Origin of the sequence: Streptomyces sp. GD-15H (assembly GCF_045291515.1) — a bacterium.
Classification (GTDB): Bacteria; Actinomycetota; Actinomycetes; order Streptomycetales; family Streptomycetaceae; genus Streptomyces.
The window spans coordinates 6,060,761-6,084,516 of record NZ_CP149447.1; the positions used below are offsets into that span (position 1 = coordinate 6,060,761).

Sequence of the window (23,756 nt, forward strand, 5' to 3'; positions counted from 1 at the left end):
TATAGATCGTCAAGTCGCTGGGGACGTCGATGGTGTGCTGCTGAATGCGCTCGTGACGTGGTGGTAGACCTCGCGTGCGACGAAGCGCTTGAGGCATCTGAAGATGTCCTTCGTCTTGAGCCCTTCGAGAGTGCGTCGTGCGACGTAGTCGCGAGTGAGTGGGTCGTGACGCATGCGGACCAACACGATGGTGTGCAGCGCACGGTTGGCCTGGCGGTCACCGCCACGGTTGAGTCGGTGGCGGTCGGTGCGCCCGGAAGAGGCTGGCACAGGTGCGGCAGCGCACAGGTGGGCGAAGGATGCCTCCGAGACGAGCCTGTCGGGGTTGTCCCCGGCGGTGACCAGCAACTGCCCGGCGGTCTCGGTCCCAATGCCCGGCAGCGCGAGCAGGCCGGGCGCGGTGCGGGCGATCAGAACGCGCAGATCGGCGTCCGCGTCTGCTATTTCTTCGCTCAAGTGCCGGTAGCGCTTGGCCAGACGCTTGAGAGCGAGTTTGACGGCTGTGGCCGGGTCGGTCAGATCGGCGCCGGGACGACTGGCGGCCAGGCGCCGGATCAACTCGGTGGTGTTCAGCGAGCGCAGCGCTTCGCGCACCGGCTCGTCTGCCGCATCCCTTGAGTCTGCTGCTCAGACGTCATCTGGCCGGTCGCGGACTGTCGGCCGGTCGGGTCCGAGTGTTGTCCGGGCGCTGTCCGATGTACCCGATGCCGCGGGCGGCCCGGTCTCCCGCTTGTTTTCCGGAGAAGTCCTGAGACGTAGGAGACTTCGTCGTGGAAAGGTGGAAGTCGAGCCGATCGAGGGCCGCAAGGCTTCCCTCTCCTCCATCATCGGGGCATGCAAAAACTGGCTCTCCTGCTGTATGAGTGGGTCACTCCGTGGCGGGTTGGCGGCCGGGGAGGGCGGGCTTGTCGCCGGCGAGGGTGAGCATCACGAGCGCGATGATCGCGTCCGCGCTGTGGAAGCCGAAGCCGCGGCGGATGATGAGGCGGGTCTTGGTGTTCGTGGACTCGATCAGCCCGTTGCTCATGCCGGTGGTCAAGGCGGCGCGGATGGCGTCGTCATGGCGGCGGATGCGGCGTTGGAGGTCGACGAAGGCGTCGATGCGGCAGCGACGGGCCCAGCCGATCCACCGGTCCAGGGCCTGCAACGCGGCGGTGGGACGGGTCTTGGCCAGCAAGAACACGGCCCGCAGAGCTTCCTTGAGGCGCCAGGCGCGGTGCAGGCGGGGGTCGGTGGCCGCGATCCAGGCGAGCTTCGCGGCCTGGCGGTCGGTGAGGTCGGCTTCGTTCTTCCACAGGGCGAACCGGGAGTCCTTCAGCGCCCGGGCACGCTCGCGGCCGTCGGTGTCGGCGGCCTGGTGGCGGGCCCGGTTCCAGGAGGCCCGGCGCTCGACGTCCAGGGCGTCGGTGGCCCAGGCCACCACATGAAAGGGGTCCATCACACGCAGGGCGGCCGGGGCCCGTTCGGCCAGTGTCTCGGCGATCCAGAGCGCGCCGTCGGCGCTGATGTGGGTGAGGCGGGCGGCCCGCGTCTCGCCGAGGTTGTCGAAGAAACGGGCGAGGACGGTCTTGCCGTGCCCGTCGGCCATCCAGACGACCCGGCCGGTGTCGTGGTCCACGACCACGGTCATGTACTTCTGCCCCTTGCGGTAGCTGATCTCGTCGATCCCGATCCGGACCAGCCCCGTGAGTCGGTCGACGGTCCGGTCGCGGTCGGCGACCACGCGCGCCACGATGCCGCCGACCGTGCGCCAGGAGGTCCGCATCAGCTGCGCGGTCGCGGACTTGGAGCACTCGGCGGCCAGCCACGCGGTCTGCTGGTCGAAGGCACGGGTGTGTCCGGCGTCGTGGCGGGCCCAGGGCACCGCACCGGTCACGATCCCGTGGGTCCGGCAGGCCACCCGGGGTGCGGCGGCCTCCAGGAACACGCGCATCGCCCCGTGGTCGAGGTCCCGCCACCGGCGCCGGCCCCGTCCCGCGTCATAGCCCGGGGCCCGCCGGCGGCACACCCCGCACCGCCCCCGCCGCCGCGCGTCGGGCCGTACCGACACGATCACGCACCGCTCGCTCTCATCGATCCGGACACCTTCGATCACCGTGTGGTCGACCGTCAGCGTCCGCTTCCATATCCTGAAGACAGACACGCCGTTTTCCTGCTTGATCCAACTTGAGCCTCAACACCTCAAGGGTCACAGGGGACGGCGTGTTTCACGTATCAGAGCAGGTCAGGACACCCACTCATACGGCAGGAGAGCCCAAAAACTCGAGGCGCACGAAATGCCCCTGCACAAGGTGTTCAGCAGCGACTACGACTTCCAGATCCCCGACTACCAGCGCCCCCACGCCTGGCAGGAGGAGCAGGCGTCCCAACTGCTGATGGATCTGCAGGAGGCCCTGGACCGCGGGACGGACGAACCGTACTTCCTCGGTTCCATCGTGCTCGTCAAGGACGGCGGGCCCCGAAGGCGGACGTCATCGACGGCCAGCAGCGCCTCACGACCCTGACCATCCTCCTGTCGGTCCTGCGCGACCTCACCGAGGACCCGGACCTGCGCGGCGACCTCGACCGGCTGGTGATGGAGCCGGGCGCCAAGATCCGTGGACTCGCCCCGAGGCCGCGCCTCACCCTACGGAGCCGCGATGCCGACTTCTTCGAGAAGTACGTGCAGACGAAGGGTGCGGTGGACATCCTGCTGGAGCTCCAGGAGGACTCCCTGCGGACCGACGCGCAGAAGGCCGTTCTCCGCAACGCGACGGTCCTGCACCGCAGCCTCACCGCGCTGCCCGAGGAACGCCGGCTGGAACTGGCACAGATGCTCGCCGAGCGGACGTTCCTGGTCGTCGTCAGTACCCCAGACCTCGACAGCGCGCACCGGATCTTCAGCGTCATGAACTCCCGGGGCCTGGACCTGCCGCCCACCGACATCTTCAAGTCGCAGATAATCGGTGATCTCGATGCGGAGGCTTCCGAGGCGTGCGCCATCACCTGGGAGGACGCCGAGGAGATGCTGGGGCGCGACGACTTCGCGGAGCTCTTCCTCCACCTGCGGATGATCTTCGCCAAGAAGCGGGCGGAACAGGAACTGCTCAAGGAGTTCCCGGAGCAGGTGCTCAGCCACTACCTCCCCGGCAGTGCGGAGGTCTTCGTCCACGCCGTCGTGCGGCCGTACGCCGAGGCCTACGCCCAGATCCGGGAGGGCCGTTACGAGTCCGCCTCGGGGGCGGAGGCGGTCAACGCCTGGTTCAGGCGGCTGCAGCAGATCGACAACTACGACTGGCGGCCCGCCGCCCTTTGGGACTGCGTCATCACGAGAACAACCCGGCGTGGCTCGACGCGTTCATGCGGGCCCTGGAGCGGCTTTCGGCCAGTATGTTCGTCCGCCGCGTCTACACGACCCCTCGCGTCACCCGCTACGCCGAGCTGCTGCGGCAGCTCGACGAGGGACAGGGCCTCGACTCCCCGGCCCTCGAGCTGAGGGAGGACGAGAAGGCGGAGACCCGGGCCAGGCTGGACGGCGATCTGTACCTCGTCGGCAGGATCCGCAAGTACGTGCTGCTCCGGCTCGACGAGCTGCTGGCCCGCGGGCAGGGGGTGACGTACGACCACCCGCTCATCACCGTGGAGCACGTCCTGCCGCAGAACCCGAAGGTCGACTCCAGGTGGGTCGAGCTCTTCGACGAGGAGCAGCGCGCCCAGTGGACGCACCGTCTGGGGAACCTGGTCCTGCTGAACCGTGCCAAGAACTCGGCGGCCCAGAACTACGACTTCGCCGCCAAGAAGGCCAAGTACTTCACGGGCCGCGGGGGAGTGGTCCCCTTCGCCCTGACCAGCCAGGTGCTCCAGCACGCCGAGTGGACCCCATAACTGCTCAAGGCCCGGCAGGAAGAGCTGCTGGGTGTACTCGCGGAGGAGTGGCGTCTGTGAGTGCGAGGGCCGGCGCCGTCACGCGCCGGCCCCGCGTCCTCGCCCTCCTCGCCGAGCACCGGTAGGTCGTCCCGAGTGCGGTGACGGACCGCCGCCGCCCCGCTCCGCCGCCGTGCGGAGTCGGCGGCGGTCGGCGGAAGCGGTACGGATCGGGGCGCCATGGGGGAGAGCCCGGGTCCGGGTTGCCCACATCCGCTCGCGTTCGCCCTGTCGTCATACGCGTAATTACGATGCCTTCGTGGCGAAGACGCGGATCAGTATCAGCCTGGAGCGAGCCCAGGCCGAACGTGTCAGGCAGCACGCGGAACGGGTGGGCATGGACGTCTCGGCCTATCTGGTGCATGCCGCAACGCGCCAGATGGCCGAGAGCGAAGCCATGGAGGAACAGTTCGCCGAGGTGGATGCGCTCATCGCCCGGGCGGAGCGGGCAGCGGGTGAGCTGCCCGCCGAACCCGCCCCGGGACCGGCCGCGGAACTGACGGAGCAGGAACGCCGCGAGGTCGAGGAGGCCCTGGGCCTTGCCCACGGCCGGGACCGGCACGGCTGCCGTCCGGGACACGCCGGGTGAGCGCACGGGTGTCGGTCTACGACATCGGCATGCTCATCGCGCTCGCCGACCGCAAGGCGAAGGCGGTGGCTCTCCATGAGGGACTGCGCACGGTTCCGCACGGGCGTTGGTGCTCGGCCCGGTCCTCGCCCAGGGGTGGCGTCCCCAGCCGGCACTGGTGCACGCCCTGTCCGGGGTGCTGAAGGACTGTACCGTCCCGCAGGCCCGTACGTCCGAGCCGCCTCTGCGCGAGACGAAGGCGGGCCGTCCGGAGTGTCTGGCCTGTGCGACGGGCCCGGACCTCGCGGACTGGCGGCGCATCGGCACCGCCCTGGGGCGAGCGGCCCTGCCGGCGAAGAAACGGCCGGCTCCGGTCCCGCCCTTCGGCCGCTTCACCCCGTGGGCGGCGCCAACGGCTCGCGTGGTGCTTCCCGCTCGGCGTCATGGTGTGTCGGGTCGGGACTCGTAGTGCAGGCTGTGGAAACGACCGGCTTCCTCGCGCCCTGCGGGGTCGCCGCCCAGCGCCCGTACCGCCGCGATCGCGTACCGCCGTTCCCGCTCGTCGGTGAAGAGGCGCTGCGGATAGGTGCGGGAGACATCGACGGTGGTGCTCAGACCGTGTGCGGCCAAGGCCCGGACGATCGGCTGGTACGACACCGTCCGCAGCACGAACGCGCTGATCCATACCGGTCTCCGGGCGCCGTCCAGCAGCGCCGTGAACGTTCGGGCGGTGACGTAGCTGCCGCCGCCGGTCAGCGTGATGAGGCCGACCTCGGCGAGCGCGCGGTTCAGCCCGGGGCCGGGCGAACCCTGTTCGAGGTCGTCGGTGAAGGCGGCGTCCAGGAGCCCCGCCTCGAGCGCGTAGTGCACGGCGGGCGCCGAGACGTCCAGGCCGAAGATCGGCACTGCGTCCGGTCGGCGCCGCTCGGCGTAGAACTCCTTGTCCCGTGCTGCCAGCTCCACCGTCGACATCGTCTGGCAAGCAGGGGAGGTGTACCGCTCGTACATCTCCGCCAGCGTCACGTCGTGGTTGAGCAGCGCGGCATTGATCCCGTACGAGCAGCACACGTCCAGCACCGCCGGCCTGTGCGGCAGGCCGTCGTCGAGCGCGGTCCGTTCGGCGGCGACCTGCCGGAAGACAGGCTGGGCGTGCTGCGGGATCTCGTACTCCAGCGGGGCCAGCCGCCTGAAGTACGCGCGCGGATCCGGCCGGTCGTAGATGTCGTCGAACCGCGACTTGCCGCCCCCCGCGCCCTCGGTACCGCCGGAGCCCGCCTCGGCCATGCCGTACTCCTCCCATGGAACACGTCTGTACTCCCATCATGCCCCGCCTCCCACGGCTCGGGATGTCTGCCGCACACGGGGCTCGCAGGGGCACACGGTCGCTCCGGACACGGAACCGGACCAGGAGACGTCGGGAAGAGGTGGGCGAGGGCATCTTGGGAGTGGACCGGCTCCAGGGCGCACCGGAGGGAGCCCTCCTCCCGGAAATGGATCTGCCGATGCCCGACCACCGCGGGATCGGCAGGAAGGCGATCCTCGAACGGCTGCCGCAGCCGGCCCGGACGGATCTCGCCACCGTGGGCGCCTGAGAGCCGGGATCGGCGGCGCCGGCGTCCCAGGCAGGCAGAGATCGCGCTGCGCGCCTACGGTGGGCGAAGAGAGCTCGGCGAGCCGATCGGTGTTACGGAGGAGGCTGCGATGGAAGAGCACTTCGTCTGGGTGACGACGCGGCGCATTCGGCCGGGCACCCTGGAGGACTTCGAGAAGGCGTGGCGGCCGGAACCCGCCCCGCAGGGGCTTCGCCGCGCCTTCGCCTACTGGTCCGGGGACGGACAGGAGATCACCGGGGTGTCGTTCTGGGACTCCCAGGAGGCCTGCGACTCGTGGCGGTCCTCCGAGGCGGAGGCGCAACGGCGTGCGGCCATGGCCCCGTACGTCGCCGAGGAACGGGAGGGCTTCTACCGCGGCCGCGCACTCGGCATCCCCCAGCGGTAGCACTGTGCCGAGCCGTTCCGGCGGCATGCAAGCGGGTCGACGGCGGCATCACACACGTCTCTTTCCAGCTGCTCGGAAAACGCTGGACGGGGCCGATCGTGGCCGTGTCGGTGGAACAGCCCGCGTACTTCGCCGATCTGTGCCGGGAGCTGATCAGGCACCCCGCGCACGTGAGAGCCCTGCCGTCCCGAGGGAACCGGCAGGGCTCTCGCGACCGTACGCGCGTCAGACACTCCGCTTCGACAGGGCCGACCCGACGAACCCCGCCCACGCGTCACGCGACACCGTGAGGACGGGCCCGGCGGTGGGGGGCTCGAGTTCCAGCGCGTGTTCCTCATGTCGGTCGGGGAGGGACAGATGCCCCACCAGCGCATCGAGCAGTACCGGGACACGAATCCGGGCCGCTACCGGCAGGAGGAGCAGCGCGCCCGCTCCCTACGCCGTTGGCCGGCGCGTGGTAGATGCAGTACGGCGCCGAGGCCGCCGCCCAGTCCGGCGGCCCGCCCCGGGCGACCTCCGATCAGCCGGTGCCGCCGCGGGAGAGGAAGCCGGCGAAGGCGAGCGCGGTCGGCGGCCCGGCGATGTCCCACCAGCGGACAACCCCCTGGGCAAGCCACTGCCCCTCCCCGACCCGTTCACCTTCGACCTGAACACCGCCGGCTTCCTCTGATCCCCTGTGGTCGGGGGTGCGGGGTGACGAACGTACGGGAACAGGCCCGCTGGACCAGGGCGCGGCTCGGGATCCGCGGGCCCTCCGTCGACCTGCTCACCGCCCGCTTCGACCGGCACGAGTACGCCCCGCACGCCCACGACGAGTTCACGGTCGGCGTGACCACCGGCGGCCTGGAGGTCATCGCGTACCGCGGTGGACGCATCGTCTCCGGACCCGGCTCCATCGTCGTCCTCGAACCCGGCGAGATGCACACCGGTGGCCCCGCCGCCCCCGAGGGCTATGCCTACCGAGCCCTGTACGCCGCTCCCGCCCTGCTCACCGACGGAACCCACGGCACCGGTCTCCCGCACTTCCGCGAGCCGGTCCTCGACGACCCCGAGCTGGCCGGCGCCCTGCGCCGCGCGCACACCGAGGTCAGCGCCTGCCCCGACCCCCTGGAGACGGAGTCCCGGCTGCCCTGGCTGCTCACCGCCCTCGCGCACCGCCACTCCACCGCCCGCGCGGACACCTGCGCGGTCCCCGGTGCCGGGCGCATCGCCCTCGCCGTCCGCGACCGTCTCGCCGACGAACTGCTCGCCCCGCCCTCCCTCGCAGCCCTGGCCACCGACCTGGGCCTGTCCCGGTACCAACTGCTGCGCGCGTTCCGTACGACGATGGGGATACCGCCCTACGCCTGGCTCGCCCAGTACCGGGTCACCAGGGCCCGCGGCCTGCTGGAGGCCGGGCTGCGCCCCGCCGAAGTGGCCGGGCTCGTGGGTTTCGCGGATCAGGCCCATCTGACCCGTTGGTTCCGCCGCGTCCTCGGGGTGACCCCGGCGGCGTACCGCAACAGCGTTCAAGACACGGGGCGCTGACCCGGCCGAGACTCGCCGCATGACTGCACGCGGCTGGTTCCTGTTCTCCCTGATGGGAGTGGTCTGGGGCATTCCCTATCTGATGATCAAGGTGGCGGTGGAGGAGGTGTCCCCGTCCGGGGTCGTCTTCACCCGCTGCGCCCTCGGCGCTCTGCTCCTGCTGCCCCTCGCCCTACGGCAGGGAGGTCTCACCGGGACCGTCCGCGCCCACTGGCGCCCCCTGCTGGCCTTCGCGGTCATCGAGATCATCGGCCCCTGGTACACCCTGACCTCCGCGGAACGCCACCTCTCCAGCTCCACCGCCGGCCTGCTGATCGCGGGCGTCCCCATCGTCGGTGTGACGCTCGCCAGGTTCTTCGGCGACACGGAGCGTCTCGGCGCCCGCCGCCTCACCGGCCTGGGGCTCGGCCTGGTGGGCGTCGGTGTCCTCACCGTCCCGCACCTGACCGGCGGTGACGCCCGTTCGCTCGCCGAGGTGCTGGTGACGGTGCTGGGTTACGCCATCGCCCCGCTGATCGCCGCCCGTCATCTGAGGCAGATCCCGTCCCTCCAGCTCACCGCGGTCTGCCTGACCCTGGCGGCACTCGTCTACGCCCCGGCCGCGGTGCTCACGCGGCCGGCCGAGCTGCCCTCCGCCGGGGCACTGACCGCCCTCGCGGGCCTGGGCGCCGTCTGCACGGCGATCGCCTTCGTCGCCTTCCTGGAGCTGATCAAGGAGGCGGGGCCGACCCGGGCGACCGTCATCACGTACGTCAACCCGGCGGTCGCGGTGACGGCCGGGGTGCTCCTCCTCGACGAGCCCCTGACCGGGACGGTCCTGGCCGCCTTCGCGCTGATCCTCACCGGCTCGGTCCTGGCGACGGCCGCGGCACCTGGGCCCCGCTCCCGCCCGGTACCATGGTCGACACGGCAGACGAGCCGGGCGGACGGCCGCGTGGAGTCCCTTGCGGGGCTTCCCGAGGAACGTCCGGGCTCCACAGGGCAGGGTGGTGGCTAACGGCCACCCGGGGTGACCCGCGGGACAGTGCCACAGAAAACAGACCGCCGGGGGCTTCGGTCCCCGGTAAGGGTGAAACGGTGGTGTAAGAGACCACCAGCGTCTGAGGTGACTCAGACGGCTGGGTAAACCCCACCCGGAGCAAGGTCAAAAGGAAACACCCCGGTGTTTCTGCGCGGACGTTCGAGGGCTGCCCGCCCGAGTCCGCGGGTAGACCGCACGAGGCCGGCGGCAACGCCGGTCCTAGAGGGATGGCCGTCGCCCCGAGGCCCGCGAGGGCCCGGGGAACAGAACCCGGCGTACAGCCCGACTCGTCTGCCGCCACCTGTGGCTTTACCGTGGAAGGGGCCTCCGATCTGTGTCGGAGGCCCCTTCCGATCTTTCGGGGCTTGCCGCGTCAGGCGGCGAAAGGTCCCTCGGAAGTCCCTCGGACGAAGCTGGAAGTCCCTGAGGCCGGGCCCTGTCACCGAGCCGTGCGCGGTCATGTCCACGCATGGGTGGTGCAGTGGTCAGGTCGGCTGGGGGCGACCGAAGAGCAGGTCGTAGCCCGGCGGCAGCTGGAGCAGGATGCGGTTGACCAGGTCCTCGCCCGCGACGTCGGCCACCACGCTGAGGGCGGCACTGACGTCCCACGTCGCGGTCTTCTCGGTGGCGCCCTCGATCCAGGCCGCGGTCGCCCGGACGAACCGCTCCGGCGAAAGCGGTTCGTGCGCCTGGAGGGGATTGAGCAGAACCAACGACAGTGTTTCCGGCAGCCGGGCGGCCAGCTCGGCGCGCACTTCACCCACCAGATGAGCGCCCAGCAGGGCGAGAACGACGCGGGCGGATCGTTCCGCCTCTTCCTGAGAGGGGTATTCGCCGCGTTCTTGGACCGCAGAGATGAACGCGTCCCAGTTCATGTGCACGACGTCCTCCGAAGTCGACAGACCGACGTCAAGCGGCGCACGCGGGCGGGAACCCCTGGCCCGGGTTCCCGCCCGCCTTGTACCGCGAGGTCAGCCGCTGATCTGCTTGCGCGAGTCGCCGCCGCTGATGGCGATCTTGCGGGGCTTGGCCTGCTCGGCGACCGGGATGCGCAGCCGCAGCACACCGGCCTCGTAGGAGGCGTCGATGCGGTCGGTGTCCAGGGTTTCGCCGAGGAAGAGCTGGCGGCTGAAGGTCCCGGTGGGCCGTTCCGTGATCACGACCTCGCTGTCCTGGCCGACGCTCGGACGGCGTTCTGCCTTGACCGTCAGCACGTTGCGCTCGATGTCCAGGTCGACCGACTCGGGGTCCACACCCGGAAGATCCAGTTCGACGACGAAGGTGTCGCCGTCGCGGAAGGCGTCCATCGGCATGGCCGCCGGCCTCGCAGCGGTACCGAAGACCTGCTGGGTGAGCCGGTCCAGTTCGCGGAAGGGATCGGTTCGCATGAGCATCATCGGTCACTCCTCTCCCGAGACGGGATGCGCATAGCGACAATTCCTATATACCTCACCTCAGCAAACTTGCCAAGCGTCGACTCAATGTTTTGGGAGCAAACGAAGCCGTGGGCGGCTCATTTCGTCGCCTTCGGCCTGCTGCGGCTGTCCGGCACGGACACGCGGGGTGGCCGTATCGGCGGCGCGGGCCCGCGGTGGAGTGGTGTGCGCCGTCCGGTGACTGTCGGAGCCGTGGGCGCTGTGCCCGTCGACCACGACCTCCCCACGCCCGCATCGCCGTCTCAGCCGGGCACGGGAGCACCCGAGCCCCGACCGGATCTTTCCGGACCGAACTCCGGGGCCGGCCGCGGCGTGTGCCTTCGCACCGGCTGATCCGCGTCTCTTGGCGACCGGTCGTGCGTCGCCTCGATGCGCATGCCTTCCAAGGTCCACCGACGTCGGCGCGAGGCGGGAAACAGGTGGTCATTCCAGGGGGATGAGGTGGTCGGCGGCGCCTCCGCGCCACTCGATCAGAAGGACGGTGGCGTCATCGCTGGTCCGCCCGCCGCGCTCCCGCTTCAGAGTGCGGGAGAGCCACAGTGCCCCCGCCCGCATTCCTCCATCCGCGCCTGCGCGTTCGATCGCGTTGACGCAGCGGATGAGCCGTTCCTCACCGAACAGCTCTCCCTCGGCGTCCCGCTCCTCGATCACGCCGTCGGTGTAGCACAGCACCCGGTCACCGCGTTGGAGCTGGTGCTCGCTGATCGGAGGGTGTTCACCGCCCAGGCCGACCGGCAGCGTGGTCGGGCTCTCCAACTGCCGGGCGACCTCGTGGTTGCGGATCAGCAGCGGTGCGGGATGGCCGGCGTTGACCCACTGCAGGCGGCCGGTGGTGACGTCCAGGTCCATCATCTGCGCGGTGACGAAATGCTCGGGCCCGAACTGCTCGGCGATGGCCCGGTCCATGAACGCGTACATCTCGGCCAGGCCGATGCCGACACGTCTGGCGTGTCGGTAGGCGCCGACGGCGACGGTCGCCATCGTGGCGGCGTCCAGGCCGTGGCCCATCGCGTCGATGACGGCCACGTGCAGGGTGTTGTCGTTGAGGGTGTAGTCGAAGCTGTCGCCGGCGATGTTGTAGGCGGGCTCGACCGCCCCGGACACCGCGACCTGCGGCACCGACATGGTCAGCGGCGGCAGCAGGGACCACTGCATCTCCGCGGCCACGCTCATCGGCTCGCGGCGGCGGGCCTGGAAGAACCGGTCGGTGTAGGCGTGCTTGGTGACCAGCATGTCGGCGACCAGACCGGCCAGCCTGCGCAGCAGCCGGCGGTCGTCGTCGTCGACGCTCTCCAGGGTGAGAGCCATCACTCCCACCTCGTCGCTTCCGTCCAGCAGCGGCAGGTACATCCGGACACCGTCGGCCTGCGGAACCTCCACAGGGGCGGCGCGCAGGAAAGCCGTACCGGCCGGGGAGTCGCCGATTCCCTCGGGCTCACCGACCGCCAGTCCTCGGCCCGGCAACGGCACCAGCAGTTCCTGCGCGTAGTCCTGAAGGAGGATCGAAACATCGCGGCCACCGATCCTGGCCACTTCCTCCGCGATCATCGGAGCGATCAACTGCGGCGGCATCTCGTGCGCCCGGTCCAGGAGGACCCCCAGCAGCCGCTCGCCGAACCCTTCCGATCGGTCCGCCATGCCGTTTTCCGGCTGTGGCCCACCTCCTGTCACGGCAGCCCTCTCCTGGTCTCCGGCTGGTTGTCGATCGCCTCCGTGAGGCCACGGAGGTTTCCCGCCCCGGAAGCGTTCGCATCAAATGATCATCGCCCGCAGGTGCCTGACCCGACCTTCGCAAAGGCCCGTAACCCTGACGAATCACCCTAACGGCGCAGGCAGATCAAAAAAAGGTTCCCAGTGCTGCTCGCCGAGGACGGCGTCCTGTCCACCGTGATCGTCTTCCCGGAGACGGCACCGCAGGACGAGGGCGCGCCGACCTCGTGCACCACCTGCGCGACGGCGTGGCCCCGGGGCTGGAGCGCGGTACCGGCGCCGAGATCCTGGCCGGCGGTTCCGTGGCCGCCTCTCAGGACGCTCAAGTGCGTGGCATTGGTTCCTCCGGGTGGGTACGGAATTGCTGACGCATCTCCTGGGAAAACACGTCAGTAAGCAACATCCTGAACCTTTCCGAACAACTGTCCGTGGGGGAGATCGCGGCGCCCGTGGTCGAATGTTGAAAAGGTGAACGACGATGGTGAAATTCTACGATTCCATTCTCTGGACCGCCGGTTCGTCCGGAGGTGGCTCCTGGTCCGGCGGATTTCCGTCGATGCGGGAGTGTGTTTCCGGGAGCAGGCCATCGCGAGGTGGCGAGCCCCGCGTGCCGCAGCGGACGGACCACCGCGAATGCGCTCGTCAGGTGGCCTGGCAAGCCTGCGGGCCACCGTCGGGCGAGTAGCGTCGAGAACTACCGGGAATCGGCTTACCGGGTTTGTTTCGCGGACCGGCTGAGATATCATCTCTCACATGGCGAATGCTAGCCGAGGTAAAGTCGTTCCTGCCGACGTGGGACGTCACCGGGCAGCGACGTCGCCATGATCGGGGAAATACTGGTCCTGGCTTTTGTACTCAGTCTCGACAATTTCCGGGTGGCGATCGCGCTCGGCACCGTCCCCTTCGGTCTGAAGCGCGCGGTGCAGGTCGCGCTGACCTTCGGGCTGTGGGACGCGATCATGCCCCTGGTCGGGCTGTTGATCGGTCGCCGGATCGGGGAGTCCGTCGGGGGCGTCGCCGATCTGGTGGGCGCGGCCGCGCTCGGCGGGTACGGTCTCTACCTCGTCATCTCGGCCCTTCGGAACCCCGAGCCGGACGAGCTGGACCAGCCGTGGGCGCTGTTCGGCATCCCGTTGACGCTGAGTCTGGACAACCTGGTCGCCGGGGCGAGCCTGGGGCTCCTCGGGCTCTCGCCGTGGTTCTCGGCCGCCGTCTTCGGCGCCATGACGGCGGTGATGTCGCTGGTCGGGCTGCGGCTAGGGCGGGCCGCGGCGCGCCTCATCCGGATCCGCTCGGACCTGCTGAGCGGGGTCACCTTGATCATCGCCGCTGTGGCGCTGCCGTTGGTGTTCGGCGGTTAGCCCGGTGTGTGCGGGGGACCAGCGGGAGGTCGTCGGCCCGCGAGCCGGCGTTGGCGGCCTCGACCGCCCGGGTGACCAGGGCGTGGTCGGGCGACAGGTGGCAGACCGGGTCGGTGCGGGCGGCGTCGCCCGTGAGCAGGAACGCCTGGCAGCGGCACCCGCCGAAGTCCAGCTCCCGCCGTTCGCAGCTCCGGCAGGGCTCCGGCATCCAGTCCGTCCCCCGGAACGCGTTCATCACCGGGGACTCGGCCCAGATCCGCTCCAGCGAGTCCTCCCGCACGCTGGCCCGCGGCAACGGCAGGGAGTGGGCGGCCGGGCAGGGCAGGACGTCGCCGTTCGGCGTCACGGTCAGCTGCCGGGAGGCCCAGCCGCCCATGCAGGGCTTCGGGTAGCGGCTGTAGTAGTCGGGAATGACGTAGACGATGTCCACGCGGTCCCGCAACCGCTCGCGAGCGGCCCGCACGGCGACCTCGGCCGCCTCGAGCTGGGCCCGGCTCGGCAGCAGCGCGTCACGGTTCCGCCAGGCCCAGCCGTAGTACTGGGTGTTGGCCAGCTCCACCCGGTCGGCGCCCACCTCCTCGGCCATCGTGAGCACGTCGGCGACACGGTCGATGTTGAGCCGGTGCAGCACCACGTTCACGGTGAGCGGCCAGCCCAGCTCCTTGACCACGCCCATCGCCTCGATCTTGCGCCGGAAGGACGGGATCCCGGCGATCCGGTCGGACACGGCCGGCTCTTCGGCCTGGATGCTGATCTGCACGTGGTCCAGGCCGGCGGCCGCAGCTGCTCGGCCCTCGGACGCGAGAACCCGAGGGCGCTGGTGATGAGGTTGGTGTAGAGGCCCAGGTCGTGGGCGTCCGCCACGATCTCCACCAGGTCGCGCCGCAGCAGCGGTTCCCCGCCGGACAGGTGGCACTGCAGAACCCCCAGGTCACCGGCCTCGGCCAGCACCCGCCGCCACTCGTCGGTGGACAACTCGTCCTGATAGCCCGCCATGTTCAGCGGGTTGGAGCAGTACGGGCAGGCCAGCGGGCAGCGGTAGGTGAGCTCGGCGAGCAGTCCGAACGGGCTATCCATCGGCCATCTCCACGTAGCGTCGGGCGACGAGCCGGGTCAGGAACTGCCGCACCTCGTCGTCGGGGACGGTCCGGTAGCGCGCGCCCAGCTCGGCCACGATCTCGGCCACGGTGTGCCGCCCGTCGCACAGCCCGAGGATGTCCGCGCCGCTGCCGTTCAGCACCACCACCGTCTCGGGGAGCTGCAGGATCTGACGCTGCCTGGTCCGGCAGAAAGTCAGCCGGACATGACGCGCCAACCGGGGCCGGTCCGAGCCGGACACCCCGACGCCGGGTCGGGTGCTGGTTTCGGCCTGGGTCGTTCCGGTAGGGGTCGGGTCCATGAGGGTCACTCCGGGTAGGCCTGGTCGACGGCGTCCATCAGGCTCCACAGGACGTCGCACTTGAACGACAGCGCGTCGACGGCGCGCGCCTGGGACTCGGCGGAGAGGCAGTGCGCGGTCACCACCTCGAGGGCGTGCTCGCAGTCGCGGGGGGCCTGCTCCAGGCGGGCACGGAAGTAGGCGAGGCCCTCGGGGTCGATCCACGGGTACCACCGCTCGAACGCGGCCAGCCGCGCCGCCATCAGGTCGGGCGCGAACAGCTCGGTGAGCGAGGACGCCACCGCCTCCACCCACGGGCGGGTCCGGGCGAAGTTCAGGTAGGCGTCGACGGCGAACCGCACCCCGGGTACCAGGTGCCGGTGGTCCCGGACCTCCTCGCGGGTCAGCCCGGCGGCCTCGCCGAGGCGCAGCCACGCCTCGATGCCCCCCTCGCCGGCGGCGGTGCCGTCGTGCTCGACGATCCGTCGGATCCAGCGGCGGCGGACCTCGAGGTCGGGGCAGTTGGAGAGGATCGCGGCGTCCTTGCGGGGGATGCTCTCCTGGTAGTAGAAGCGGTTGGCCACCCAGCCCTGGATCTGCCGGCGGCTCAGCCGGGCGTTCATCCGGACGTGGAACGGATGCTGGTCGTGGTACCGCCGCGAGTGGGCCCGCAACGCCTCGACGAAGCCGTCGGCGCCGGTCCTCGTGGTTGTTGTCGTCACGGCTCTACACCTGGACCTCAAGGCCGTCCATGGAAACCTCCATGCCGCTCTTCTCCAAAATACGCCGCTCGGGCGTGTCCTCCAGGAGGATCGGGTTGGTGTTGTTCATGTGCACGAAGACCGTCCGCCCCACGCCCAGCGACGGAAGCTGCGCCAGGCTGCCGTCCGGGCCGTCGATGGGCAGGTGGCCCATCTCCCGGGACGTCCGGCCGGCCAGGCCGAGCCGTACGAGCTCGTCGTCGCGCCAGCAGGTCCCGTCGATCAGCAGGCATGCGCAGCCCTCGATCTCCGCGCGCAGCGCCGGCGTCAGCGACTGCACCCCTGGCAGGTACACCAGCGTCCCCCCGCTGCGCTCGTCGGTCAGCCGGTAGCCCACGACGCGGCCGTGGTCCACCCCGGCTCCGAACCGGTCGCGCTTGGTGGTGGGTACGTCGAACGCCCGGCAGGACAGCCCGTCCGCCAGGGCGAGGCCGGCGCCGGGGGTCACTGCCCGCCACTCGACCGGGCAGTAACGCTCGAGCGTGCGCAGAATCCCCGAGCCGACGCACAGGGTCTCGCGCACCGCCGGCGTGGCGTACAGCCGCAGGGCACGGGCCTCGCGCAGCAGAAGCAGGCCCAGCGTGTGGTCCAGCTCGGCGTCGGTGAGCAGCACCGCCTCCAGCGGCGTCGTCCGGTCGTGCGGGCGCAGGCCGGGGAAGGCCTCGATCTGGGTGCGCACGTCGGGCGAGGCGTTGATGAGGAACCAGCGGCGGCGGTCGGCGCTGACCGCGACCGACGACTGGGTGCGCGCGAGGCCGGCCCGGGAGCGGACCGCGGCGCACACCGGGCAGCCGCAGTTCCACTGCGGGGAGCCGCCCCCGCCGCCGAGCCCAGCACGCGCAGCAACACACCGGCACTCCGTTCGTCGAAGACCTGGGTCCGAAGACTTGGATCCGAAGACCTGGGGCCGAGCCGTCGGCGGCGCCGGACCAGGTCCGGCGCCGCACCACGTCCGCTAGTCCTCCAACCGAGCCATGTACATGGTCACCTCGGCCGCGACTGCGATCTCGTCGAACTCGGGGGTCTCCCACACAGCGAGCTGAGACTCCATGGATTCACCTCCTCTCTGCCCGAATGCCCGGCAGACTCCGGTCACGCGCTACGACGATTCCGGGAGGGCGAAGGCGATCAGGGCGCTTCCGTGCCCCGCGCCGAGCATGCCGGGGAGGAACCCCTCGGTCCACCCGCCCCAACCGACCGGCACGGCGATGTACTGCCTGCCGTCGACCATGTAGGTGGTCGGGCTGCTGTGGTGGCCGCTTCCGCACTGGAAGTGCCACAGCAGCTCCCCGGTGCGGGCGTCGAGCGCGTTGAACTGCCCGGCGGGTTCACCGGCGAACACCAGGTCACCGCCGGTGGCCAGCACCGAGGCGCACATCGGGAGGTCCTTGCGCCAGCGCCACTTCTCCTCGCCGCCTGCGTCGAACGCGCTGATGGACCCCGCCATGTCCTCGATGTCCACCTGAACGCCCGCGCCCCAGTACGGGATGCTCTCCTTGAACTCCCGGCGTCGCCGGGTGGCCGTGGCGCCGGTGTCCTGGACCGGGACGTAGAAGAGCCCGGTCTTCGGGCTGTAGGCCGCATGGGTCCATTCCTTGGCGCCGGCCGGACCCGGGTAGAAGTGGACCGGTTCTCCCTCCTTGTCCGGGTACACCTTGGCCGTCACCTGGCCGTCCCTCGTGATCGCCCCCCACGTAATGCGGTCCACGTAGGGGGTGATCTGGACCCTCTCACCGTTCGTGCGATCAAGGACGAAGAAGTAGCCGTTCTTGTCGAAGTGCCCGAGCAGTTTGCGCCCGTCCTGCTCGAACAGGATGCACTCGCCGATGCTGTCGTAGTCCCACACGTCGTGCGGGGTGCACTGGTAGTGCCAGCGGATCTGACCGCTGTCCACGTCGACGGCGATGATGCTGTCGGTGAAGAGGTTGTCGCCCTCGCGGACCTCTCCGTCGAAGTCGGGCGCCGGGTTGCCGGTGCCGACGTACAGCAGGTTCGTCTCCGGATCGAAGGTGCCGGTGACCCAGCAGTTCGCCCCGCCCCGTGCCCAGGCCTCGCCGTCGGCGGGCCAGGTCTCCGAGCCGGGCTCCCCGGGCTTCGGCACCGTGTAGCAGCGCCACTGGTGCTCGCCGGTCTCGAGGTCGAACGCGTCGAGGTGGCCGCGTACGCCGAACTCGCCGCCGGAACTACCGACGATGAGCATGTTCTTCACGACCAGCGGGGCGACCGTGGCGCTCTCCGCGGCCCGGACGTCTCCGTAGGTCTTGTCCCAGACCCGCTTGCCGGTGGTGGCGTCGAGCGCGAGCACACGAGCATTCGCCGCGACGAAGAAGACCTTCCCCTGAGCCACGGCGACCCCACGGTTCACGTTCCCGCAGCACAGGGACACGTCGAAGGGGACCGCATGCTTGTACCGCCAGATCTCCACACCCGTCTTCGCGTCGAGGGCCCAGAGCCAGCCGTCCCAGCCGGAGACGAACATGATCCCGTCGACGACGATCGGGGCGGCCTCGAACGAGTAGGTCGACGAGCCCGCGATCAGCCCGGTCGTGCCGGCCTGGAAGACCCATGCGGGGCCGAGGCGCTTGACGTTCTCCGTGTTGATCTGGTCCAGCGGGCTGTACCGCTGCCCGTTGTAGGCGCCGTAGTAGGTGAGCCAGTTCTGGGGCTCCTCGCGGGCATTGAGTATGCGCTCGTAGTTGACGTCGGCCACTACCGGTGGTGCGACGTCTCCGCCCGGGGTCTTGTAGTTCAGGGTTCCCTGGTCGACAGCCTCACCCGCGTCCACGTATTCAACGGTCATTGCCTCCTCCTTATCTACGGTCGCGGCTGGTCGGGGCGGTCGAGGCGAGCCTCCGGCGGAGCGTCCCCCAGCACGACGATGGCCCCGGTCATTCCCCGGCCCTCGTCATTGCCCGTGGGTGAGCTGAACCAGTAGTAGCCCGGCCCGTCGAGATTGAGGGTCGCCCGTCCTCGCGAATGGTTCACCAGCCAGATGAACTTCCGGTCGCCATTGCTCGGCAGGAGCGCGCAGTGCGTGTTCAGGTCGTCATTGACGAGCTCGAGTTCGATATCGCCTCCATGGGGCATGACCAGAATAGAGGGGTCCCAGGCCAGCTCATCCGGGTTGATGCGAATTGTGGCCTGCATGCGGCCATCCGGTCCCTCAGTGGCCTGTCCAATGCTTCCGGTTCCCAGCACTTGGCCCAGCACTGCTTTGTTCTGTGCGGCCAACCCGATCTTGTCCAGCAGGTCGGCTCGCTCCTGCGCGGTCGTCATCGGGGCTTCACTCTCCTCATCCCGAATCTCTATGTCCACTTCGCATCGGCCACGCTGACGGCGGCACGTCGCGGCCGGTTGCACAGATCCGCCCGGCAGAAATGTTCTCCGAATTAACCTTGAAATTTCCTTTTTTGCGTCGCCCGATGCCCGGCTGTAACCGGTGGTCAAGGAGCGCGCTACGCCGGATGAATCACGCTGAAAAGGGTGAAAGAGTATTAAATTGACAGTCAAGAAGAACGTTACGCCGGATGAATCACACCGACAAGCGTGCGCACCAGTTCGGCCGGCTCATGCCGTTCGTCCGCGACCAGCTACCGTTCGTACCGGATGTGCCACCGTTGGGAGGAGCCGGGCTGCGCCGCGCCGCGCCGGGGCCCGCAGCAGCCCCGATCAATCGTCGCCGAGCAACACCGGCTGACCGGTCACGACGTCTCTCCCGACATCCGGGCCCCGATGGGGATCAGGCGAGGTCGTACCGGTCGAGGTTCATGACCTTGTCCCACGCGGAGACGAAGTCCCGCACGAACTTCTCCCGTGCGTCGTCGCTCGCGTAGACCTCCGCGACGGCACGCAGTTCGGAGTTCGAGCCGAAGACGAGGTCGACGCGGCTACCGGTCCACTTGACCTCGCCGGTGGCGAGGTCGCGGCCCTCGAAGGTCTCCGCGGCCGCGGATGTCGGCTTCCATTCCGTGCCCGTGTCGAGCAGATTCACGAAGAAGTCGTTGGTCAGCGACCCGGGCGCCGAGGTGAAGACGCCCAGCGGCGACTGCTGGTAGTTGGCGCCCAGCACCCGCAGGCCACCCACGAGGACGGTCATCTCGGGCACGCTCAGGTCCAGCAGGTTCGCGCGGTCGACCAGCAGGTGTTCCGACGGCAGCCGGCTGCCCCGGCCGCGGTAGTTGCGGAACCCGTCCGCGGCCGGCTCGAGCGGGGCGAAGGACTCCGCATCGGTCCACTCCTGCGTGGCGTCCGTGCGTCCCGGGGTGAAGGGGACCCGGACGTCATGGCCGGCGGTCTTGGCGGCCTGCTCGACGGCGGCAGCTCCGCCGAGCACGATGAGGTCGGCAAGCGAGATCTTCTTGTCCCCGGTCTGGGAGCTGTTGAAGGACTTCTGGATCCCCTCCAGGGTGCGCAGCACCTGTGCCAGCGTGGCGGGGTCGTTGACCTCCCAGCCCCGCTGCGGCTCGAGGCGGATGCGCGCGCCGTTCGCCCCGCCACGCTTGTCGCTGACGCGGAACGTCGAGGCCGACGCCCACGCGGTTGAGACGAGCTGGGAGACCGATGGCCCGGAGGCGAGGATCCGGCTCTTGAGCGCGGCGATGTCCGCCGCCCCGACGAGCTCGTGGTCCACGGCGGGGACCGGGTCCTGCCAGCGCAGCGTCTCCCGGGGGACCAGCGGTCCGAGGTAGCGCTGGATCGGGCCCATGTCGAGGTGCGTCAGCTTGAACCAGACCCGGGCGAACGCATCCGCGAGCCTGCCCGGGTCCTCCAGGAAGCGCCGCGCGATCGGCTCGTAGACCGGGTCCAACCGCAGCGCGAGGTCCGTCGTCAGAATCGTCGGGGCGTGTGTCGTCGACGGGTCGTGGGCGTCCGGCACGGTGCCGGCCCCGCCGCCGTCCCTCGGGATCCACTGCCACAGACCGGCGGGGCTCAGCTCCAGCTCCCACTCGTGGCCGAACAGGGTCTCGAAGAAGCTGTTGTCCCAGCTCGTCGGGGTGGGTGTCCACGTACCCTCGAGCCCGCTGGAGATGGCGTCCGCGCCCTTTCCGGTGCCGTAGCTGCTCTTCCAGCCCAGGCCCTGTTCCTCGAGGGGGGCGCCCTCGGGTTCGGGGCCGAGGTGGGCGTCCGGGTCGGCCGCGCCGTGGGTCTTGCCGAACGTGTGGCCGCCCGCGATCAGCGCGACGGTCTCCTCGTCGTTCATCCCCATGCGCCGGAACGTCTCGCGGATGTCCCGGGCCGCGGTGAGCGGGTCCGGGACGGTGTTGGGTCCCTCCGGGTTGACGTAGATGAGGCCCATCTGGGCGGCGGCCAGAGGGTTCTCCAGCTTCCGGACGCCGCCGTGGCGTTCGTCGCCGAGCCAGGCGCGCTCGGGGCCCCAGTAGGTGTCCTCGTCGGGTTCCCAGACGTCCGCCCGGCCGCCGGCGAAGCCGAAGGTCCTGAAGCCCATCGTCTCCAGGGCGCGGTTGCCCGCGAAGATCATCAGGTCGGCCCAGGAGATCTTGCGGCCGTACTTCTTCTTCACCGGCCAGAGCAGCCGGCGCGCCTTGTCGAGGTTGCGATTGTCCGGCCAGCTGTTCAGCGGCGCGAAACGCTGCATGCCGGCGCCCGCGCCACCGCGGCCGTCGGCGATGCGGTACGTCCCGGCGCAATGCCACACCATGCGGATCACGAGCGGCCCGTAGTGGCCGAAGTCGGCCGGCCACCACTCCTGCGACGTCGTCAGCACCTCGTCGACGTCCCGCGCCAGGGCGTCGAGGTCGAGCGTCCGGAACTCCGCGGCGTAGTCGAAGTCCTCGCCCATGGGATCGGCCATGGCGGGGTGTTTCCGGAGGATCCTCAGGTGGAGCTGGTTCGGCCACCAGTCGCGGTTGCTCGCACCCTCAGTCGGGTGACTGGGGTGCCCGCCCGAGACAGAGAGGCCGAGGCCGCCCGCGCTCCCCACGTTCGTCTCGCCGACAACGGCGTCCGGACTGTCAGACACGGTAACTTCCTTTCGGGAACAGAGGTCGTGCCGGGAAACTCAGAGGTCCAGCGCGCGACGCACGGCCGGCGCGTTTCGCCGGGAAACCGGCACCATCTCGCTCGTCCGGTCCTCCATGACCAGAGACAGTTCGCCCTTGGGGCCGCGCTCGATCTCCCGGATGCGACTGAGGTTGACCACGTACCGGCGGTGCACCCGCAGGAAGCCGACATCCGCCAGCTCACTGTCGAGCTTGTCCAGGCTCGGAGAAGCGGCTCGCAGTCGTCCCTGATCGGTGGAGAGCCACACGTCGTTTCCCCGCGATTCGGCGAAGGAGACTTCCGGCAGCCGCAGCAGCACCATCCGGTTGTCGCGCGTCGCGACCAGTCGGCGCGGCTGCGCCCGAGGGTGCGCGGGCCCCTCCGCCCGGGGCACCTGCACCCCGTCGGAGTCACCGAACGAGACCAGGTTCCCGATCAGGTGTCCGGACGAGAAGACGGGGCGGATGCTGATCGAGGTCGGCTCGTCGGCGAGGTGGGCGAAGAACTGCGTCGAGCCGACCCAGTCAGGATTGCGGGCTGCCTGCCTGGTGGCATACCGGGCGGCCGCGATCAATTCCGGCAGCCCGGCGTTCCACCGCAGCGTGGGGTCGACCGCCGGGGTCGATGCCGGGACGCCCAGGAGCATGCTTGCCGTGTCGTCGGCTATCACCACCTTGCCCGCGGTGTCCACCGCGGCGAGCGCCGCACTGAAGCGTGTCCTGGCCCGGGTGTAGGCCGCGACCAACTCGGCGCCGCTGTCCCGGGCGCGCCTCTTCAGCGGGTGCTGGGTCATGGTGACCGCGTTCGTCAGCCAGCTTTCCGCGGACGCGGGAAGCCGGCTGCGCCAGCAGCAGATGTTCAGGACCGCGATCGGTTCCCTGGTCACCACGTCACGCACCGCGATGCCCGCGCAGACCCAGTTGTGGAACGCCTGGCACCAGTGCTCCGCGCCCCTGATCGGTACCGGGCCGTGCGCCTCGAGCGCCGTGCCCATGCCGTTCGTGCCGACCGCGCACTCGGACCAGCAGAACCAGGGCGCCAGATTGGAGTCGCCGGCCCTGGCGAGCGTGGCTTGGTCACCCCACTCGGCCAGGACCCGGCCAGTGGCGTCGGCGACGGTGACGACGCCACCGAGGTTGCCCACTTCATGTGCCACGGCGGCGGCACGGAAACCCAGCTCAGCGAATACGACATCGTGCTCGGGCGTATGGTCGGGCGCCGCGACGGCCACCGGGGCCTCTGTGAGGTGGGGATCGATCCGGTATTGCTCTCGGCACCGGTGCCAGGAGATCGCCACCAGGGGCCGGACACCAGGGACCTGATCCTCGCCCTGCACGAATCGTTCCCACGCCGCGAGCACGGTGCCGCTGCCCAGGTTCGCCGAGATGGGCTCGAGTCGATGTAGATCCCTCATGGTTAGGAACCGCCCTTGGTCCATCCCCACGCCCGACGGCGTGCGCGCGGTCCGCTCCGGCCGCCGTTCGTCGCGGCTGGACCTGCAGCGGACCGGGCGCTGCGTCGCGCGTCTTCCTGCTTCGTCACTCGTTCCAGGCTGCGTCACAGACCTGCGCTCCCGCACTCCCCACCCTAGGTACCGTTGTCGGGCTGCGCACGTCCCGCTCCGGGCCGCGGATGCGAAATGTCGCTTCCTGGCCGGCCCCGGACAGCGCGCCCGCGGGCAAGCTGCGCGGCTCGCAGCGGTCGGTCCGCGCGGTGGATCGGTACTCGGAGCGGCACCTGTGCCCAGCCGATCGCCCGGGTGGCGGTCCGGCTTTTGGACGGCATCGGCGCCGCCGCCGTCCCGGTACGGCTGAGGGTGACGGCGGCGCGGGACGACCGTGTCGTCGTGGACGACAGCCGCCGCGCGCGATTGACGGAGCAGCGCCCCAACGGCGCCTTCTGTTCGCCCGGGCATGGACGGCGACCTTCCGCGCCGATCCCGCCGAGGGGCTCACCTCACCCGGGGGCCTGTCCCTGCGATGAGGCGACCCGGGAAAACCGATGCCCGGAGTCACTCGGCCGACAGGGTGCCGTACCCCGCAGGAAAATCAGCGGACTCGAGGGGGCGCGGCGGGTTATGTTCCCTGGTGTTC

General features: G+C 70.0%; 24 protein-coding genes, 1 other RNA gene and 3 pseudogenes. 12 read left to right on the plus strand and 16 right to left on the minus strand.

The window, feature by feature from the left end; all coding sequences use genetic code 11:
- Positions 1-9: 9 nt before the first annotated feature.
- Together WJ438_RS28625 and WJ438_RS28630 are read right to left on the minus strand one after the other, a co-directional pair.
- On the minus strand, positions 10-594 hold the full coding sequence (locus WJ438_RS28625) for a transposase (protein ID WP_406727772.1): 585 nt from the start codon (positions 592-594) through the stop codon (positions 10-12).
- A 274-nt stretch (positions 595-868) separates the two neighbouring features.
- Positions 869-2,143 (minus strand): ISL3 family transposase, encoded by a 1,275-nt coding sequence (locus tag WJ438_RS28630; RefSeq protein ID WP_406723578.1) that lies wholly within the window; start codon positions 2,141-2,143, stop codon positions 869-871.
- A gap of 133 nt (positions 2,144-2,276) precedes the next feature.
- Between WJ438_RS28630 and WJ438_RS28635 the strand changes: the two genes are divergently transcribed.
- From WJ438_RS28635 to WJ438_RS28655, 5 genes are all read left to right on the plus strand, one after another.
- Entirely contained in the window at positions 2,277-2,504 is a 228-nt protein-coding gene (locus WJ438_RS28635) for a DUF262 domain-containing protein (RefSeq protein WP_406727773.1), read from the plus strand.
- An 8-nt stretch (positions 2,505-2,512) separates the two neighbouring features.
- On the plus strand, positions 2,513-3,475 hold the full coding sequence (locus WJ438_RS28640) for a DUF262 domain-containing protein (RefSeq protein WP_406729839.1): 963 nt from the start codon (positions 2,513-2,515) through the stop codon (positions 3,473-3,475).
- On the plus strand, positions 3,370-3,864 hold the full coding sequence (locus WJ438_RS28645; RefSeq protein WP_406727774.1) for an HNH endonuclease family protein: 495 nt from the start codon (positions 3,370-3,372) through the stop codon (positions 3,862-3,864). Before WJ438_RS28640 ends, WJ438_RS28645 begins: the two co-directional genes overlap by 106 nt.
- A 298-nt stretch (positions 3,865-4,162) precedes the next feature.
- On the plus strand, positions 4,163-4,492 hold the full coding sequence (locus WJ438_RS28650; protein ID WP_406727775.1) for a hypothetical protein: 330 nt from the start codon (positions 4,163-4,165) through the stop codon (positions 4,490-4,492).
- Positions 4,489-4,674: a hypothetical protein gene (locus tag WJ438_RS28655; protein ID WP_406727776.1), complete on the plus strand. Its 186-nt coding sequence runs from the start codon at positions 4,489-4,491 to the stop codon at positions 4,672-4,674. The genes WJ438_RS28650 and WJ438_RS28655 overlap by 4 nt, the downstream gene beginning before the upstream one ends.
- 238 nt (positions 4,675-4,912) lie before the next feature.
- Here WJ438_RS28655 and WJ438_RS28660 read toward each other — a convergent pair whose 3' ends face one another.
- On the minus strand, positions 4,913-5,755 hold the full coding sequence (locus tag WJ438_RS28660) for a hypothetical protein (protein ID WP_406727777.1): 843 nt from the start codon (positions 5,753-5,755) through the stop codon (positions 4,913-4,915).
- 140 nt (positions 5,756-5,895) lie between these two features.
- Between WJ438_RS28660 and WJ438_RS28665 the strand changes: the two genes are divergently transcribed.
- The 6 genes and pseudogenes from WJ438_RS28665 to rnpB all read left to right on the plus strand — a co-directional run bounded on the left by WJ438_RS28665 (position 5,896) and on the right by rnpB (position 9,311).
- Positions 5,896-6,063 carry a hypothetical protein gene (locus WJ438_RS28665; protein ID WP_406727778.1) on the plus strand — a complete coding sequence of 56 codons (168 nt, stop codon included), beginning with the start codon at positions 5,896-5,898 and terminating at the stop codon, positions 6,061-6,063.
- 109 nt (positions 6,064-6,172) lie between these two features.
- Entirely contained in the window at positions 6,173-6,469 is a 297-nt protein-coding gene (locus WJ438_RS28670; RefSeq protein WP_406727779.1) for a hypothetical protein, read from the plus strand.
- Positions 6,470-6,471: 2 nt separating this feature from the next.
- Positions 6,472-6,621 (plus strand): annotated as a pseudogene (locus WJ438_RS28675) (transcriptional regulator); the annotation flags it as partial.
- A gap of 541 nt (positions 6,622-7,162) precedes the next feature.
- Positions 7,163-7,996: an AraC family transcriptional regulator gene (locus tag WJ438_RS28680; protein ID WP_406727780.1), complete on the plus strand. Its 834-nt coding sequence runs from the start codon at positions 7,163-7,165 to the stop codon at positions 7,994-7,996.
- A gap of 82 nt (positions 7,997-8,078) precedes the next feature.
- A pseudogene (locus tag WJ438_RS28685) lies at positions 8,079-8,795 on the plus strand (DMT family transporter); the annotation flags it as partial.
- 115 nt (positions 8,796-8,910) lie between these two features.
- An RNA gene (gene rnpB, locus WJ438_RS28690) (RNase P RNA component class A) lies at positions 8,911-9,311 on the plus strand.
- Between the two features lie 191 nt (positions 9,312-9,502).
- Here the strand turns inward: rnpB and WJ438_RS28695 are convergent.
- The 4 genes from WJ438_RS28695 to WJ438_RS28710 form a co-directional block, all read right to left on the minus strand.
- Positions 9,503-9,892 (minus strand): DUF2267 domain-containing protein, encoded by a 390-nt coding sequence (locus WJ438_RS28695; RefSeq protein ID WP_406727781.1) that lies wholly within the window; start codon positions 9,890-9,892, stop codon positions 9,503-9,505.
- 96 nt (positions 9,893-9,988) lie between these two features.
- Positions 9,989-10,411: an Hsp20/alpha crystallin family protein gene (locus WJ438_RS28700; RefSeq protein WP_406729840.1), complete on the minus strand. Its 423-nt coding sequence runs from the start codon at positions 10,409-10,411 to the stop codon at positions 9,989-9,991.
- A 465-nt stretch (positions 10,412-10,876) separates the two neighbouring features.
- Positions 10,877-12,091 carry a PP2C family protein-serine/threonine phosphatase gene (locus WJ438_RS28705; RefSeq protein WP_406727782.1) on the minus strand — a complete coding sequence of 405 codons (1,215 nt, stop codon included), beginning with the start codon at positions 12,089-12,091 and terminating at the stop codon, positions 10,877-10,879.
- A gap of 182 nt (positions 12,092-12,273) precedes the next feature.
- Positions 12,274-12,489 (minus strand): hypothetical protein, encoded by a 216-nt coding sequence (locus tag WJ438_RS28710; protein WP_406727783.1) that lies wholly within the window; start codon positions 12,487-12,489, stop codon positions 12,274-12,276.
- A gap of 495 nt (positions 12,490-12,984) precedes the next feature.
- Between WJ438_RS28710 and WJ438_RS28715 the strand changes: the two genes are divergently transcribed.
- Positions 12,985-13,524, plus strand: coding sequence for a manganese efflux pump MntP family protein (locus WJ438_RS28715; protein WP_406727784.1), 540 nt, complete (start codon positions 12,985-12,987; stop codon positions 13,522-13,524).
- Here WJ438_RS28715 and pqqE read toward each other — a convergent pair.
- From pqqE to WJ438_RS28760, 9 genes and pseudogenes are all read right to left on the minus strand, one after another.
- Positions 13,484-14,601 (minus strand): annotated as a pseudogene (gene pqqE, locus WJ438_RS28720) (pyrroloquinoline quinone biosynthesis protein PqqE). The gene WJ438_RS28715 and the pseudogene pqqE overlap by 41 nt on opposite strands.
- On the minus strand, positions 14,594-14,923 hold the full coding sequence (gene pqqD, locus WJ438_RS28725; RefSeq protein ID WP_406727785.1) for a pyrroloquinoline quinone biosynthesis peptide chaperone PqqD: 330 nt from the start codon (positions 14,921-14,923) through the stop codon (positions 14,594-14,596). The pseudogene pqqE and the gene pqqD overlap by 8 nt, the downstream one beginning before the upstream one ends.
- 5 nt (positions 14,924-14,928) lie before the next feature.
- Positions 14,929-15,624, minus strand: coding sequence for a pyrroloquinoline-quinone synthase PqqC (gene pqqC / locus WJ438_RS28730; protein ID WP_406727786.1), 696 nt, complete (start codon positions 15,622-15,624; stop codon positions 14,929-14,931).
- A 4-nt stretch (positions 15,625-15,628) separates the two neighbouring features.
- The gene (gene pqqB, locus WJ438_RS28735) at positions 15,629-16,447 is read right to left on the minus strand and encodes a pyrroloquinoline quinone biosynthesis protein PqqB (RefSeq protein WP_406727787.1); all 819 of its coding nucleotides are present in this window, start codon (positions 16,445-16,447) and stop codon (positions 15,629-15,631) included.
- 171 nt (positions 16,448-16,618) lie between these two features.
- Entirely contained in the window at positions 16,619-16,714 is a 96-nt protein-coding gene (pqqA, locus tag WJ438_RS28740; RefSeq protein ID WP_111003434.1) for a pyrroloquinoline quinone precursor peptide PqqA, read from the minus strand.
- 48 nt (positions 16,715-16,762) lie between these two features.
- Complete coding sequence (locus WJ438_RS28745; protein WP_406727788.1) at positions 16,763-18,463, minus strand: PQQ-dependent dehydrogenase, methanol/ethanol family; 1,701 nt, start codon at positions 18,461-18,463, stop codon at positions 16,763-16,765.
- A gap of 14 nt (positions 18,464-18,477) precedes the next feature.
- On the minus strand, positions 18,478-18,939 hold the full coding sequence (locus WJ438_RS28750; protein ID WP_406727789.1) for an MSMEG_3727 family PQQ-associated protein: 462 nt from the start codon (positions 18,937-18,939) through the stop codon (positions 18,478-18,480).
- Between the two features lie 463 nt (positions 18,940-19,402).
- Positions 19,403-21,643 carry a catalase/peroxidase HPI gene (katG, locus tag WJ438_RS28755; RefSeq protein WP_406727790.1) on the minus strand — a complete coding sequence of 747 codons (2,241 nt, stop codon included), beginning with the start codon at positions 21,641-21,643 and terminating at the stop codon, positions 19,403-19,405.
- A gap of 39 nt (positions 21,644-21,682) precedes the next feature.
- Positions 21,683-23,077, minus strand: coding sequence for a LytTR family transcriptional regulator DNA-binding domain-containing protein (locus tag WJ438_RS28760; protein WP_406727791.1), 1,395 nt, complete (start codon positions 23,075-23,077; stop codon positions 21,683-21,685).
- Positions 23,078-23,756 lie beyond the last annotated feature (679 nt).